Below are 13,493 nucleotides of genomic sequence, written 5' to 3'. Positions count from 1 at the left end.
CCATCGTGCGCACCGACCAGTACGCGCCGCGCCCCGCCACGGGGCGGCTCGGCGTCCTCCTCCCCGGCCTGGGGGCCGTGTCCACCACCTTCATCGCGGGCGTGGAGCTGGCGCGCCGCGGCCTGGCCCGCCCGATCGGGAGCGTGACGCAGCTGGGCACCATCCGGCTGGGCAAGCGCACCGAGAACCGGGTGCCGAAGATCCGGGACTTCGTGCCGCTCGCCGGGCTCGACGACCTGGTGTTCGGCGGGTGGGACCCGTTCCCGGCCGACGCCTACGAATCGGCGCTGAACGCGGGCGTGCTGGACCGCCACGAGCACCTGGACCCGATCGCCGACTTCCTGAAGTCGGTGAAGCCGATGCCGGCGGCGTTCGACCGGCGCTACGTGAAGAAGCTGGACGGGGTGTACGTGAAGCCGGGCGGCAAGCGCGCCTGGGCCGAGGCGCTGCGCGAGGACATCCGCGGATTCAAGGCGGAGCACGGCTGCGACCGCCTGGTGATGGTGTGGTGCGGCTCGACGGAGGTGTACCTGAAGCGCGGGCCCGCGCACGAGACGATCGAGGCGTTCGAGGCGGCGCTGGACGCCGACGACGACACCATCGCGCCCAGCATGCTGTACGCCTACGCGGCGATCATGGAGGGGGTCCCCTACGCCAACGGCGCGCCCAACCTCTCGGCCGACGTGCCGGCGCTGGTGCAGCTGGCGCAGGAGCGCGAGGTGCCGATCGCTGGGAAGGACTTCAAGACGGGCCAGACGCTGATGAAGACGATCATCGCGCCGGGGCTCAAGGCGCGGATGCTGGGGCTGGAGGGGTGGTTCTCCACCAACATCCTGGGCAACCGCGACGGCGAGGTGCTGGACGACCCCGAGAGCTTCAAGACCAAGGAGGAGTCGAAGCTCTCGGTGCTGGAGCACATCCTCCAGCCGCAGCAGTATCCCGAGCTGTACGGCAAGTTCAGCCACGTGGTGCGGATCAACTACTACCCGCCGCGCGGCGACGCCAAGGAGGGGTGGGACAACATCGACATCCGCGGCTGGCTGGGCTACCCGATGCAGATCAAGGTGGACTTCCTCTGCCGCGACAGCATCCTGGCCGCGCCGATCGTGCTGGACCTGGCGCTCTTCCTGGACCTGGCGGCGCGCTCCGGCATGAGCGGGATCCAGGAGTGGCTCTCGTTCTACTTCAAGAGCCCGCAGCACGCGGAGGGGCTCTACCCCGAGCACGACCTGTTCATCCAGCAGATGAAGCTGAAGAACACGCTGCGCTGGCTGATGGGCGAGGAGCAGATCACGCACCTGGGGCTGGAGTACTACCTGGAGGAGGCCGAGGCCGCCGCGGGCTGGTGAGCTCCGTCCCTGAATGATGGATTGCAAAAGGACTCCGCTCGCGCGTTCGGGCGGGGTCCTTCGCGTTCAGGGAGATCCGATATGTCTCACACGGAGTCAACGGAGTTAACGGAGTTTTTTTCTCTGTTGACTCCGTTGACTCCGTGTGAGGTCTGCTGTTTTCACCTGCGACGTGCACCGTGACCGCCGACGAGTTCCTGACCCTGGCCGCGCCCGCGGAGGCCGAGACCCGCGTGAAGGGCTCGGTCTTCCTGGCGCTCGCCGCGCCCGCCGCGAGCGAGGAGGAGGCGCGCGCGCTCCTGGCCGGGCGCGAGAAGGCGAGGTGGGACGCCACGCACCACTGCTCGGCGTGGAGGCTGCGGAGCGGAGTCTCCCGGGCCAACGACGCGGGGGAGCCGTCGGGGAGCGCGGGGGCGCCGATCCTGGCGGCGATCGACGGCGCGGGGCTCACCGACTGCATCGTGGTCGTCACCCGCTGGTTCGGGGGGACCAGGCTCGGCGTGGGCGGGCTGGCGCGCGCCTACGGCGAGGCGGCGGCGGACGCGCTCTCCGCCGCGCCGAAGCGGCTCGGCACCCGCGCCGCGCGCCTCTCGGTGCGCTACCCGTACGAGCACACGGCCGCCGTGATGCGGGCGCTGGAGCGCGCGGGCGCGGCGGAGGTGGAGCACGGCTACGCGGAGTCGGGAGACGCGGGGACGGTCGAGTTCAGCGTCCCCGCCTCGGCCGCGGCGGGGGTGGCGGAGGAGCTGCGCGAGGCCACGGCGGGGGCGCTGGCGCCGGAGCCGCTCGGGGAAGCCGTGCTCTACCGGAACGCGAACCGGTGATCGGCGTATTCAGGGCAGCTTGCGGGCGCCGGGCCCGCCCGACACCGACCGAAACGCGCCGCCGGCGGCCCACGCCGGCGCCTCCAGAACCGCCGCGCGCCCGCCCCAGCGGAGCGCGCGCCGCGCCGCCTTGCGAAGGGTCACCCGATGGATGGAGCCGTGCTGGCCGAGCCCGTGATGGAGCGCCTCCGGCGGCGCTTCCCCGGTTATCACGATACGGCCTACCTCTTCATCCTCGCCGCGCTGCACTACACCATCGAGCGGCTGGGCGAGGCGCGCCACATCAGCGGCCGCGAGCTGGCCGAGGGGTGCCGCGACCTGGCGCTCGACCGCTACGGCCCCATGGCCCGCTCGGTGCTGGAGTACTGGGGGATCCGCTCCACCCGCGACTTCGGCGAGATCGTCTTCGCCCTGGTGGAGCTCGGCATCCTGGTCAAGCAGGACGACGACTCTCTGGGCGACTTCGACGGCATCTTCTGCTTCGCCGAGGCGTTCGAGCGGAACTACCCCTGGGGCTGCCCCCGCCGGCTGAAGGACTGACCCGCCCCGCTCCGCCCCCCGCTTCCGCACAACTCCCGACAGACCCTCGCCGAAGGTGGAACACGCCTTGCGGAACCCGCTTCCTTTTGTCCGAAGTGGGGGCGTGGGGGTCCACGCCCGGAGGCAGAGGGAACCTGTGAGGGGAGGGGACGCGCCATGCCGGACGAACGTGAGTTTCCGCAGTGCAGGAAGTGCAACCTGGGGACGCTGCTCCCCCTTTCCGACTACGGCCGCGACGGGGCGCCGATCACCTACAAGGCGTGGGTCTGCACCAACCCCGACTGCGGCTTCAACATCCGCATCGACAACGGCGAGATCAGCTTCGGGCGCTCCATCGGCCAGAGCTACAAGTGACGGGAGATTGGCAGACCATGACTCGTTCGCTACCCTGACCCGAGGCCCGCGGCTCCCCGCCGCGGGCCTCTCGCCGTCCCGGACCCTTTCGCCTGCCTTCCGATGCCCGACCGGCAGCCTGCGGCCGCACCGCCCGACCGCGACGCGTTCTTCGGCGCCGAGCGCGTCCCCGTGCTCACCGCCGACGAGATGCGCGCCTGGGACGAGCGCGCCGTCCGGAAGGGCATCCCCGAGCCGGTGCTGATGGAGGCCGCCGGGCGCGCCGCCGCGGCGGTGATCCACCGGCACTACCCCGAGGGTGAGTTCGCCGTCTGCGTCGGCAGCGGCAACAACGGGGGGGACGGGCTCGTGGTGGCCCGCACGCTCCAGGCGTGGGGGCGCGACGTCGTCGTGGTGAAAGTCGGCAGCCGCCTTCCCGACGAGAAGCTCCTGCACGGGTGGAACCCGACGATCGCCGATTTCTCGGAGAGCGTCGTCTTCCGTTTCGAGTCCGCGGTGTTGGTCGACGCGCTCCTGGGCACCGGGTCCACCGGGGCGCCGCGCCCGCCGTACGATGCGGCGATCGACTGGATGAAGTTCAGGCGGGTGGTGGCGCTCGACGGCCCTTCGGGAATCGATTTCACCACGGGCGCCGCCGCGGGAAAGGCGGTACGCGCGGAGCTGACGGTGACCTTCGGCGCTCCCAAGCGCGGGCTGCTGCTCTACCCCGGGCGCCGGCACGCGGGGCGAATCGTCGCGGTGGAGATCGGCTTCGACCCGCTGGATCGCTACGGGGCCGAGCTCCTCACCCCCGCGTGGGCGGCCGGGCGGCTTCCCGAGATCCCCCCGCACGCGCACAAGGGGCAGATGGGGCGCGTGCTGGTGGTGGCCGGGCGGAAGGGGATGGCGGGGGCGGCGGTGCTGGCGGGGACGGGCGCCCTGCGCGCGGGCGCGGGCTACGCCGTGCTGATCGGCCCCGAGGCGAACCGGGCGATCCTCCAGTCCGCGCTCCCCGAGGCGCTCTTCCTGGACCGCGACGACCTGGCGGACGGCTTCGGCGCGGGTGCCGACGCGGTGGTCGCCGGGCCGGGAATGGGCACCGACGGGGCCTCGCTCAACCTCCTGCGCCAGGTGGTCGCCGCGACGGAGTGCCCGCTCCTCCTCGACGCCGACGCCACGACGCTGCTCGCGCGCCACCCCGGCCTGCGCGGCGAGATCCGGGCGCCGCTCCTCCTCACCCCGCACCCGGGAGAGATGGGCCGGCTGCTGGGGAGGGAGGCGCGGGAGATCGTGCTGGACCCCTTCGGCGCCGCGGCGGAAGCCGCGGAGCGCTTCGGCTGCGCGGTGCTGCTGAAGGGCTCGCCGTCCGTCGTCGCGGAGAGCGGGAAGCCGGCGCTGGTGAACGTGGCCGGGCACTCCGGCATCGCCACGGGGGGGATGGGCGACGTGCTGAGCGGGGTGATCGGCGCGTTCCTGGCGGTCCGCCGCGAGCCTCGCGACGCCGCCGGGCTGGGGCTCTTCTACGCCGGCCGCGCCGCCCAGCTCGCCGGCCGCGGCCGGGGCCTGCTGCCGCGCGACGTGGCCGACGCGCTCTCCGACGCGCTGCTGGAGCCGCCGCTCGCTGAGAGCCCCCTCGGCATCCCCGGCATCACCCTGGATCTGCACGCGGCGTACTGACGCTGCGGGCTTCCGGCAACTGCTTGCAAGACAAACTGTTCACCTCGACGGGTGAGCAGATGATGACGTTCTTCAATACGCGAGCGCAGAGCCAGTGGGCCAACGACGCCCGGGGCTGGACCGTGGACCGGTTCAGCAACGACTTCCGGCGGATATGGCTGAAGAATCTTTACAGCAAGCAGCCCGGCGTGGGCTCGAACCCGGCCTTCCGCAGCAACATCCTGCCCGAAGAGGAGCCGGTCCCGCCCCCGGAGGAGGAACCGATCGATCCACCGTGCGGAGGAATGATCGCGTGCTGATCGGAAGGGTGCGGCCGCGCCTGCACCTGGCGGCCGCGGCGCTGATCGCCGGCGCGGTCGGCTGCACCGGCCTGCGGCAGGCGTCCGCGCAGGCGGACGAATCCCGAACGGTGCGGCCGCCGGAGGGATGGACGGCGGCGGTCACCTTCACCATGGCCGACTCGGCCCAGATCGAGTTCTTCGACGGCGTGCGCACCAGGGTGGTGACGCCGCGGGACCTGATGCCGGACAGCGACTCGATCTTCGGACGCACCCCCTGGTACCGGGTGCATACGCGGGACAGGCTCGCGACGACGTTCCGCGTGAGGGTCGAGTATACGGGAGCAGGGACAACGAGCGCGGAGTATCCCCTCACCATCGAGCGGGGCGCGTTCTACGGCCTCTGGATCGGCAGGCTGAACTACAGTCCGCGACACAGGATCGTCGGTGCGGCCGAGCCGCGCTCGTATCCGCTGCCCGCCGCCGTCCAGACGAGCCCGACCGACTCGCTCTGGATCTACTGGGGCGCGAGAGATCGGCGCTGCTGGGACTGTCCATCGTAGAGCGATGAGGTTCGAACACGGACGGCTCCGCCGGAAAATGTGCCGGCGGGGCCGTCGACTTTCTTCTTCCAATCCTGCTGTCGAACGCGCGGGTGGAGCAGCAACGCCAGGCGCGGATTTCAACCATGGCTTGCAGCGTGGCCGGTCTCACCTCACACGACCCGCACGCCGCCCTTCCACACCCCCGCGACGAGCGGCGCCGCCAGCCGGTACGGGATCTCCGCCGCGCTCGAGGCGCGCCAGAGCACCAGGTCCGCCGGGGCGCCCTCGCGGAGGGTCCCGCGGCCGTCGGCGAGCTCCAGCGCGGCGGCGCCGCCGGCGGTGGCGGCGCGCAGGGACTCGGCGGGGCTCATCCCCATGCGCGAGCAGGCGGCGGTCATCACGAACGCCAGGCTCGGCGAGGGGCACGAGCCGGGGTTGAAGTCCGTCGCCAGCGCCACCGTCGCGCCCGCGTCCAGCAGCGCCCGCGCCGGCGCGAACTTCGGGCGGCCGAGGAAGAAGAGCGTCCCCGGCAGCAGCGTCGCCACCGTCCCCGAGCCGGCGAGGGCGCGGACCCCGTCCTCCGAGACCGCCCCCAGGTGGTCCGCCGAGGCGGCGCCCAGCTCCGCCGCCAGCTCCGCCCCGCCGCTCCCCTCCAGCTCGTCCGCGTGCAGCTTCGGCCGCAAGCCGTGGTCGAGCCCCGCGCGGAGGATGCGCTCCGTCTGCCGGCGGTCGAAGACGCCCGGCTCCATGAACACGTCGCAGAAGCGCGCGAGCCCGGCCTCCGCGACGGCGGGGATCATCTCCTCGACCAGCAGGCCGACGTACTTCTCCCGCTGCTCCGGGCCGTCCCGGTACTCGGGCGGAAACTCGTGCGCGCCCAGGAAGGTGGGGACCAGCTCGACCGGCTGCAGCTCGCCGAGGCGGCGGATCGCCCGCAGCGTCTTCAGCTCGTGCTCCGTCGCCAGCCCGTAGCCGCTCTTCACCTCGGCGGTCGTCGTCCCGCACGCCAGCATCTCGGCGAGCCGCGGGAGCGCCATCTCCACCAGCTCGTCCTCGGACCGGGCGCGCAGGTCGCGCACGGACGCGTTGATGCCGCCGCCGCGCCGGGCGATCTCCATGTACGGCACGCCCCGGCAGCGCAGCGCGTACTCGTCCGTCCGCCACCGCCCGAAGACGGCGTGGGTGTGCGAGTCCACCAGCCCCGGCGTCAGCACCCCGCCCGCGCAGTCGACCCGCTCCGCGTCGGGATGCCGCGCGAGGACTTCGGCTTCCGGCCCGACGGCGGCGATCCTGCCGCCCGCGACGGCGACGGCGGCGCCGCGGAGGGCGGCGGCGGGGTCGCCGTCGTCGGCCTCGCGGACCGGGCCCGTGCAGCGCGCGACCTCGGAAGCGTTTGCGAATACGGTAGTTGCGGCGTCGCCGTTCATCGTCCCTGTCTGGCCGTGTTCTTGCGCTGGGGCGCGGGCGGCGTAATTGTGCGCCCGGGCGGAAGCCCGCGTCAACTCGCCCTTTCCCCCTGACCGGCCAGGAACCCGCATGGTCGAACCCTCGACCACCCCCCCGTCGGAACGATATCCCGGCCGGCCCGCCGAGGGGCGCATCGTGGTGATCGCCCCCACGCGCGCCAGCTGCGAGACCATCGAGATCGGCGTGCAGCTCACCGACGTGCGCACGCTGGTGGAGGAGCAGCACGGCGAGGAGATCCGCCAGCTCGCCCGCGAGGGGAAGGGCTTCGGCATCATGGCCGGCACCGGCACCGGCAAGACGCTGGCGGTGCGGCCGATCGCGCAGGAGATCGTGGGGCCCGAGCTCCGCGTGGGCGTGGTCAACCGCGAGCGCGAGGCCACCCCCGAGACGCCCACCTGGAACCTGGTGATCGTCACCACCGGCATCGCCCGGCTCTGGCTGCAGGACGACCTGATCACCAGCGACGACGTGATCGTCGTCGACGAGATCCACCAGACCAGCGCCGAGCTGGAGCTGTGCCTGGCGCTGGCCAAGCGCGCCGGCTGCCGCTTCATCTGGCTCTCCGCCACGGTGGACCCGACCTTCTACGCCGAGTACCTGGACAGCGCCGCGGTGATCGAGTCCAGCGCCTTCGACCCGGCCAAGGCGGCCGAGGTGCGCGTCTCCAACACCATCAACCCGCTCTCCTTCCTGGGCGAGCGCTTCCTGCGGCACGTGATCAAGCGCAAGCGCGGCGTGGCCGTGTTCGTCCCCACCCGCGCGGGGACGGAGGAGATCGCGAAGGAGGTGGGCGAGAAGTGGCCGCACGTGCTCACCCAGTTCTACCACGGCGGCGAGCCCGTCTCCAAGCTGCGCCCGTTCCTGGAGGGCGACGGCGCGCCCCACCCCTTCGTGCTGGCGATGACGGCGGCCGGCCAGTCGGCGCTGAACATCCGCGGACTGGACACCGTGGTGATCGAGGACGCGCAGTTCACCACCGTGGTGCAGCGCGGCCGGAACGTGCTCACCCGGCTGCCGCTCGGCCCCAACGAGATCCTGCAGATGGCCGGCCGGGTGCACGGGCGGGTGGAAGAGGGCGAGGTGTGGATCCTCTCCGAGCGCGACATCGACTTCGAGAGCCTGCGCCCCACCGCGCCCAACTTCCAGCTGGCCGGCGACCCCGAGCGCGTGGCGCTCACCTGCGCGGCGATGGGAGTCCGGGCCGACGAGCTGGACCTCCCCGTCCCGCTGGACAGGATCGCCTACCGCCGCTCGGTGGAGCTGCTGGAGACGCGCGGGCTGATCGCGAACGGCCGCCTCACGCACTACGGGCGCGAGGTGGAAGTCCTCCCCGTGGACCGCGCCTGGGGCGAGCTGCTGGTGCAGGCCGACGAGCACCTGGTGCCGCTGGTGGCGACCATGGCCTCGATCGAGTCGCTGCACCGCATGCTGCGCCAGCAGGACCACGACATCGGCGAGTTCGTGGTGCAGGGGAGCGACCACCTCACCGCGTACGGGATCTACCAGCGGGTGCTGGAGGAGCTGGGCACCATCGGCCACGTGTACGGGCTGCCGCGCCACGTCTTCGACGAGAAGGCGCTGGCCGACTGGTGCGAGGAGCGCGGCGTGCTGGTGCGCTCGATCGAAGACGCGGCGCTCGCCATCGCCTCCATCTACCGCTCGCTCGACATGGAGCTGCCGCGCGGCCTGCCGCGGCTGAACGGCAGCCTGGAGCGCGACTGGAAGCGGCTGGCCGCGCGGGTGATGCCGTTCTCGCTGGTGATCGACGAGGAGACCTCCTGGGGCGAGGAGGTGCGCGTCTCCAAGACCAGCTTCTGCGGCAGCTGGGGCGCCGTGGCCGGCGAGATCCTCTACTTCGCCGACAAGAGCGGCCGGGCGCGCGGGTCGATCAGCGGGACGCAGCTGGAGCACGAGCTGGTGCGCGAGTTCACCTCGGCGGGCCCGCCCGAGGTGCGCTACGACTCGCGCCACCGCCGCCATCCGCTCAGGCTGGTGCGCACGCTCGGCTACTTCGGCTTCGAGCTGGAGTCGGAAGACGAGCCGGTCGACCGCTTCCCCGCGGGGCTGGAGGACGCCTGCCGCCGCGCCCTGGCCCGGGCCGTGGTCTCCGGCGAGGCCTGGCACCCCGACGCCCCCGCCTACCGCCAGCTCTTCCGCGAGCTGCGCGAGGTGTGGCGCCGCTCGGGCGGGGCCGCGCCCAAAGTGAGCGAGGAGGCGCTGGTCGATCTGGTGGCGGAGCGGCTGCGGGGCGTCGGCTCGTACCGCGAGTTCATGGAGACGCCGCTGCGCTTCGACGCCGACGAGCTGGTGCCGCGCGCGGACCGCGAGCGCTGGCTGGCACTCCCCGACACGGTGGAGATCGGCGGCGACGAGTACCCGCTGGACTACGGCTTCGAGGGCGAGATCGCGGTGGTGCGGGCGCGCGTCCCCGCCAAGCTCCTCTACCAGATCGACGAGGGCGACGTCCCCGCGCTCGACCGGCCGCTGCACTGGACCGTGACCCGCGGCAAGCGCGAGGCGGTCCGCGCCGCGTCGCTGGAGGAGGCGAAGCGGCTGATGGCCGAGGGCGCGGGCGGCGGCGGGCGGGCCCGGCGCAACGGCGGCAAGTCGGCGCGCCACTACGCCGAGACCGAGAGCTTCAAGGCCGGCATCGAGGACGACGGCCGCCCCCGCCGCCGCGGCCAGCGCCACGGGGGAGGCGGGCGCGACGGCGGGCGGGGCCGCCACGGCGGAGGAGGCGAGGGCGGGCGCGGCCGCGGGCGCAAGGGCGGCGGCAAGCACGGCCGGCGCAAGGCGCGGCGGTAGGCTCAGGCTGGGGTCCAGGCTGGGCTCCAGGCGGCTGAAGCCGCGGCAACACCTGCAGGAAGCCTCGCAAACCCCGCGAGGCTTCAACCGCTTAAACCCCGGTTCGCTCCACGCCCTGGCTCCGTCGCGCGCAGCGCCGGGTTTTCCCCTCTACCGCGCAGCGGGGGAGGGGAGCGCGCCCTCTGGCTGCGAGGAACGAGCAGCCGAGGGTCGCGCGGGGGAGGGGGCCTCCCGGCGGCGCAGCCCGCCGGGAGCTTTTTGTTGCGCGCAGACCCGAAGCAAGCGCTTTCTGCGTGTCGGATCGGGCCGTTTCATCCTCAGAAAACCCCGGCTGCTACGCGAATCAGCGCCAGTGAAAAGTGAACGGTGTGCGAGACTTGAGTCCGCACGCCGTTTGCAATATTATTGCGTATACCGGTTGTCTCGGGCGCGGTTGCCAGCGTGCGTCCGGCCGTGTGGGCCGGCGGGAGCGCGCGCTGGAGCGGCCGCTCCAGCACACGCAACCCCAGCCAGGAGGATGCGATGGCCTTCGACAAGACGCTCGCCTGCGGCGAGGACACCAACCCGACCACCGCCCGCGGCTGCGAGGAGGGGCTGGTGATCCAGCCAATCGTGGTCGACAACCCCTTCGGCTCGTTCTGAGCCACGCCGGCCCCGCGCGGGCCGGCCAGACGCGAAAGGGAGGGCCGCGGCGACGGCTGCGGCCCTCCCTTCGCGCCGCCCCACCCACCCGTACCACGAGGACAGCAGCATGGCGAAGCCGCAGCCCACCACCCTCGCCGTCGGCGAGGAGGACCCGACCACGCAGATCTACGGCGAGGAAGACCCGACCACGCTCGCCGTCGGCGAAGAGACCACCACCACGGACGCGCTGGGCGAGGAAGGGCCTTACCCCTCCACCGATGCGATCGGCGAGGAAGAGCCGTATCCCACGGAGAGCGCTTCCCTGGTCGGGAACCCCTTCGGCGCCTTCTGAGCGCCGCCCGACGCGGCTCCCCTTCCGGGGCGCCGCCCCCTTCCCAACCTGGAGATTCCCATGAGCGACGCCACCACCAACTACTACGGCGAAGAGGGCGAGACCACCCTCGCCGAAGGCGAGGAGACCCAGACCACCTTCGCCGTCGGCGAGGAAGAGGCCACCACCAACTACTACGGCGAGGAAGGCGAGACCACCCACGCCGTGGGCGAGGAAGGCGAGACCACCGACGCCATCGGCGAAGAGGGCGACACCACGGCCACCACGGGCGAGGAGGACGCCGCCTCCCTGATGGACCGCACGGTGCGGAACCCCTTCGGCGCGTTCTGACCCGCACACGTACTGGAGCCAGGAGGCACGTTGCTGCTGATCGTCGGAGGGGACCGCGACCCGAACGTGGGGTCGATCCTGGGGCGGATGCGCGAGCGCGGGATCGAGGGCGGCGCGCTGCTGGTGGGCGCGTCGTCCAACCCGGGCCTCACCTGGGACTTCCAGGCCGGGCGGCTGCTGGTCGACGGGAGGGAGGTGCGCCCCGGCGCCTCCTTCATCCGCTTCGACGTCTTCACCAACCTGGCCGACCCGCGCCCCGCCACGGGCTTCCGCGCGCACGCCTGGTACACCACCCTGCACGGCTGGCTGCTGGCGAACCCGGAGGTGCGCATCCTCAACCGGCGCTACTCCGGGCAGCAGAACAAGCCGTACATGCTGGACCTGGCGCGCCGCTGCGGCCTGGCGATCCCGCACACGCTGGTGAGCAACGAGCTCGACGTGCTGGAGCGCGAGGCGGCCGGGCGCGCCATGATCGCCAAGCCGGTGCCCGGCGGCGGCTACGCGCAGGAGTTGCCGGCGCTGCTGGCCGGCACCGAGCGCCGCGACGGCAGGTCGGCCGCCCCGGCGTTCGTGCAGGAGCGGCTGGTGGCCCCCGAGGTGCGCGTCTACGGCGTGGGAGAGGGGAGCGGCCGCCGCTTCGAGGCGTTCAACGTCCGCTCCGAGGCGCTCGACTACCGCACCGACCGGGAGACGGAGGTCGTGCACCTCCCGATCGACACCATCGACCCCGAGGTGCTGGCCGGGCTCGGGCGGCTGATGGACGCGCTGGAGATGGACTGGGGGGCGGCGGACTTCAAGACCAACTCGGAGACGGGCCGCCTCACCTTCCTGGAGATCAACTCCAGCCCCATGTTCGTGGCCTTCGACGCCGTCAGCGGCCGCGCCGTGAGCGATGCGATCCTCGACTACCTCACGGGGGACTGAAGTACGAGAGTACGGAAGGACGAAAGTACGGGTACGTCCACGAGAAGACCCTCTCCTGCCATCCAGGGGAGGGTCTTCATCCGGCTCGTACCGTACTCTCGTACTCTCGTACTCTCGTACTCTCGTACTTTTGTACTCTCGTACTCTTACGGCTCCACCATCTCCTGCTCCGCGGGCGAGGGCGCCTCGCCGCGGCGCAGGCGCTCGCGGCGGCCCTCCCAAACCGTCACCGCCACGCCGGAGAAGATGAGCAGCGCCGCCGGGATCAGCCGCGGCGACGGGTGCTCGCCCAGCGCGGGGACGGCGAGCAGCGCGGTGAGGGGCGGCTGCAGGTAGACAAAGACCGAGACGATGCTCGACTCCACGTGCTTGAGCGCCAGGATGTTGAGGTAGTACGCCCCCACGGTGGGGAAGAGGACGATCCCCAGCGCCAGCAGCCAGGTGGAGGCCGACACGCCGCCGGCCTCGCGGGCCAGCGGGAGGGTCCCCCACGGCAGCATCCCCACCGCGCCGAAGACGAACACCCAGGTGATCACGGTGAGCGCGTCGTAGCGGCGCAGCAGCCCGCGCGAGATCACCAGGTAGACCGAGTAGCAGCAGACGTTGAGGAACGCCAGCAGGTTCCCCAGCCCGCTCCCCGTCCCCAGCCCCACGCCGATCAGGTACAGCGCGCCGCTCCCCGCCAGCGCGATCCCCAGCCACTTGGCCGGCGTCGCCTTCTCCTTCCGCGCCACGATGGCGATCAGCAGCGTCATCGCCGGCCCGGCCGCCACCAGCGTCTGCGCGGCGGTGGCCGTGGTGAGGGTGAGCGCGGTGATGTAGAGGAGCTGGTTGGCCACCACGCCGAAGACGGCGTAGGCGGCCAGCAGCAGGTAGTCGCGCCGCCCGCGCACCCGCTCGCCGGTGAGCGAGCGCTGCAGCACCCAGAACAGCAGCGCCGCCCCGGTCACGCGCACCAGCGCCAGCGCCGGGCTGCTGAGCTCGCGCAGCGCGAACTTCAGCGCGATCGGCAGCATGGCGAAGAACACCTGCACCAGCACCAGCGCGGCGTAGACGGACCGGAGCCTCAACTTCTTCCCATCTCCCCAAAAAGAACCCGGCCCCCGCGCGAGCGGAAACCGGTCGAGTTCGCCAGGATCGTCGGGCGCGGATGCACCATGCGCGCCGGGAAGGTAGCACCGCGAGCACCGGGACGCGAGCGCCGGGGACGAGCGCACGAGGACGAGCGCCGGGGGACGAGCGCACGAGGACGAGCGCCTGAAGACGCTCGCTGGAACTACGGAAAGCCTCGCAAACCGCGCGAGGCTTCAACTACGAACCACGTGCGTCGTCCTGCCGGCCCGATAGGCGACTTTGCTTGTACCTTCCCGCACCTCGCACTTCGCACTGTCCCCTCCGCCGCCGGGTGCGTATCTTGCGCGCGGCACGACCTCGACCAGACAGAA

At 72.1% G+C, this 13,493-nt stretch carries 13 protein-coding genes; 11 read left to right on the top strand and 2 right to left on the bottom strand.

Going from position 1 to position 13,493, the window contains the following annotated elements; translation table 11 throughout:
* The first annotated feature begins 5 nt into the window (after positions 1 to 5).
* The 7 genes from VF746_30905 (at position 6) to VF746_30875 (ending at position 5,564) form a co-directional block, all read left to right on the top strand.
* On the top strand, positions 6 to 1,349 hold the full coding sequence (locus VF746_30905; GenBank protein ID HEX8696869.1) for an inositol-3-phosphate synthase: 1,344 nt from the start codon (positions 6 to 8) through the stop codon (positions 1,347 to 1,349).
* A gap of 179 nt (positions 1,350 to 1,528) precedes the next feature.
* Positions 1,529 to 2,173, top strand: a complete 645-nt coding sequence (locus VF746_30900; protein ID HEX8696868.1) for a YigZ family protein — start codon at positions 1,529 to 1,531, stop codon at positions 2,171 to 2,173.
* A gap of 147 nt (positions 2,174 to 2,320) precedes the next feature.
* Complete coding sequence (locus tag VF746_30895) at positions 2,321 to 2,713, top strand: Minf_1886 family protein (protein HEX8696867.1); 393 nt, start codon at positions 2,321 to 2,323, stop codon at positions 2,711 to 2,713.
* 156 nt (positions 2,714 to 2,869) lie between these two features.
* On the top strand, positions 2,870 to 3,067 hold the full coding sequence (locus VF746_30890; GenBank protein ID HEX8696866.1) for a hypothetical protein: 198 nt from the start codon (positions 2,870 to 2,872) through the stop codon (positions 3,065 to 3,067).
* Positions 3,068 to 3,169: 102 nt separating this feature from the next.
* Positions 3,170 to 4,723, top strand: coding sequence for an NAD(P)H-hydrate dehydratase (locus tag VF746_30885; GenBank protein HEX8696865.1), 1,554 nt, complete (start codon positions 3,170 to 3,172; stop codon positions 4,721 to 4,723).
* 23 nt (positions 4,724 to 4,746) lie between these two features.
* On the top strand, positions 4,747 to 5,022 hold the full coding sequence (locus tag VF746_30880) for a hypothetical protein (GenBank protein ID HEX8696864.1): 276 nt from the start codon (positions 4,747 to 4,749) through the stop codon (positions 5,020 to 5,022).
* Positions 5,016 to 5,564 carry a hypothetical protein gene (locus VF746_30875; GenBank protein ID HEX8696863.1) on the top strand — a complete coding sequence of 183 codons (549 nt, stop codon included), beginning with the start codon at positions 5,016 to 5,018 and terminating at the stop codon, positions 5,562 to 5,564. The genes VF746_30880 and VF746_30875 overlap by 7 nt, the downstream gene beginning before the upstream one ends.
* A gap of 152 nt (positions 5,565 to 5,716) precedes the next feature.
* Here VF746_30875 and hutI read toward each other — a convergent pair whose 3' ends face one another.
* The gene (gene hutI / locus VF746_30870; protein ID HEX8696862.1) at positions 5,717 to 6,973 is read right to left on the bottom strand and encodes an imidazolonepropionase; all 1,257 of its coding nucleotides are present in this window, start codon (positions 6,971 to 6,973) and stop codon (positions 5,717 to 5,719) included.
* Positions 6,974 to 7,082: 109 nt separating this feature from the next.
* On the opposite strand from hutI, the gene VF746_30865 reads away from it, so the two are divergent.
* The 4 genes from VF746_30865 to VF746_30850 all read left to right on the top strand — a co-directional run bounded on the left by VF746_30865 (position 7,083) and on the right by VF746_30850 (position 12,048).
* Positions 7,083 to 9,818: a hypothetical protein gene (locus VF746_30865; GenBank protein ID HEX8696861.1), complete on the top strand. Its 2,736-nt coding sequence runs from the start codon at positions 7,083 to 7,085 to the stop codon at positions 9,816 to 9,818.
* Positions 9,819 to 10,569: 751 nt separating this feature from the next.
* On the top strand, positions 10,570 to 10,794 hold the full coding sequence (locus VF746_30860; protein HEX8696860.1) for a hypothetical protein: 225 nt from the start codon (positions 10,570 to 10,572) through the stop codon (positions 10,792 to 10,794).
* Positions 10,795 to 10,854: 60 nt separating this feature from the next.
* On the top strand, positions 10,855 to 11,124 hold the full coding sequence (locus VF746_30855; GenBank protein HEX8696859.1) for a hypothetical protein: 270 nt from the start codon (positions 10,855 to 10,857) through the stop codon (positions 11,122 to 11,124).
* Between the two features lie 30 nt (positions 11,125 to 11,154).
* A complete protein-coding gene (locus tag VF746_30850) occupies positions 11,155 to 12,048 on the top strand; it encodes a hypothetical protein (protein HEX8696858.1) in 894 nt (297 codons plus the stop codon).
* Positions 12,049 to 12,194: 146 nt separating this feature from the next.
* Here the strand turns inward: VF746_30850 and VF746_30845 are convergent, their stop codons facing one another.
* Positions 12,195 to 13,118 carry a DMT family transporter gene (locus tag VF746_30845; protein ID HEX8696857.1) on the bottom strand — a complete coding sequence of 308 codons (924 nt, stop codon included), beginning with the start codon at positions 13,116 to 13,118 and terminating at the stop codon, positions 12,195 to 12,197.
* Positions 13,119 to 13,493 lie beyond the last annotated feature (375 nt).

The sequence above is a fragment of the Longimicrobium sp. genome (assembly GCA_036389795.1).
Classification (GTDB): Bacteria; Gemmatimonadota; Gemmatimonadetes; order Longimicrobiales; family Longimicrobiaceae; genus Longimicrobium.
This window is presented reverse-complemented; position numbering and strand designations above follow the sequence as displayed.

Bases quoted from the DNA above. Each gene is read 5' to 3' on its own strand.
- VF746_30860 (HEX8696860.1), top strand. From the start codon at position 10,570: ATGGCGAAGCCGCAGCCCACCACCCTCGCCGTCGGCGAGGAGGACCCG.
- VF746_30855 (HEX8696859.1), top strand. From the start codon at position 10,855: ATGAGCGACGCCACCACCAACTACTACGGCGAAGAGGGCGAGACCACC.
- VF746_30895 (HEX8696867.1), top strand. From the start codon at position 2,321: ATGGATGGAGCCGTGCTGGCCGAGCCCGTGATGGAGCGCCTCCGGCGG.
- VF746_30865 (HEX8696861.1), top strand. From the start codon at position 7,083: ATGGTCGAACCCTCGACCACCCCCCCGTCGGAACGATATCCCGGCCGG.
- VF746_30890 (HEX8696866.1), top strand. From the start codon at position 2,870: ATGCCGGACGAACGTGAGTTTCCGCAGTGCAGGAAGTGCAACCTGGGG.
- hutI (HEX8696862.1), bottom strand. From the start codon at position 6,973: ATGAACGGCGACGCCGCAACTACCGTATTCGCAAACGCTTCCGAGGTC.
- VF746_30885 (HEX8696865.1), top strand. From the start codon at position 3,170: ATGCCCGACCGGCAGCCTGCGGCCGCACCGCCCGACCGCGACGCGTTC.